Consider the following 352-nt stretch of genomic DNA (forward strand, 5'->3'; position numbering starts at 1 on the left):
ATGAAACTCTAAAAAATGAATTTACTAAATTTCAAGAAAAACTGGTTACCAATAATGGAGATGTGCTCAATCTAGATGATGATAGTGAAGTCGATGATGTAGAGCTTCAATGGTTCAAGAAAAATATAAATGCACAAGTGCTTCCAAATGGTTATTGTAGATTGCCAGTAATAGCAGGTGGTTGTCCACATGCGAATGCATGCTTAGATTGCACTCACTTCTGTACCAGTAAGCAATTCTTACCACAGCACGAAGAACAGTTAGAGCGTACAGAAGAGTTATTAACCATAGCAAAAGATAAACAATGGCAAAGACAAATAGAGACTAATAGCCGTGTTAAAGAGCGTTTAGA

Annotated in this window: 1 pseudogene; it reads left to right on the forward strand. The window is 36.1% G+C overall.

The features are described from left to right. A pseudogene (locus HMPREF2846_RS08810) lies at positions 1–352 on the forward strand (transposase); the annotation flags it as partial.

Source organism: Staphylococcus sp. HMSC056G08, from assembly GCF_001812305.1.
Classification (GTDB): Bacteria; Bacillota; Bacilli; order Staphylococcales; family Staphylococcaceae; genus Staphylococcus; species Staphylococcus simulans.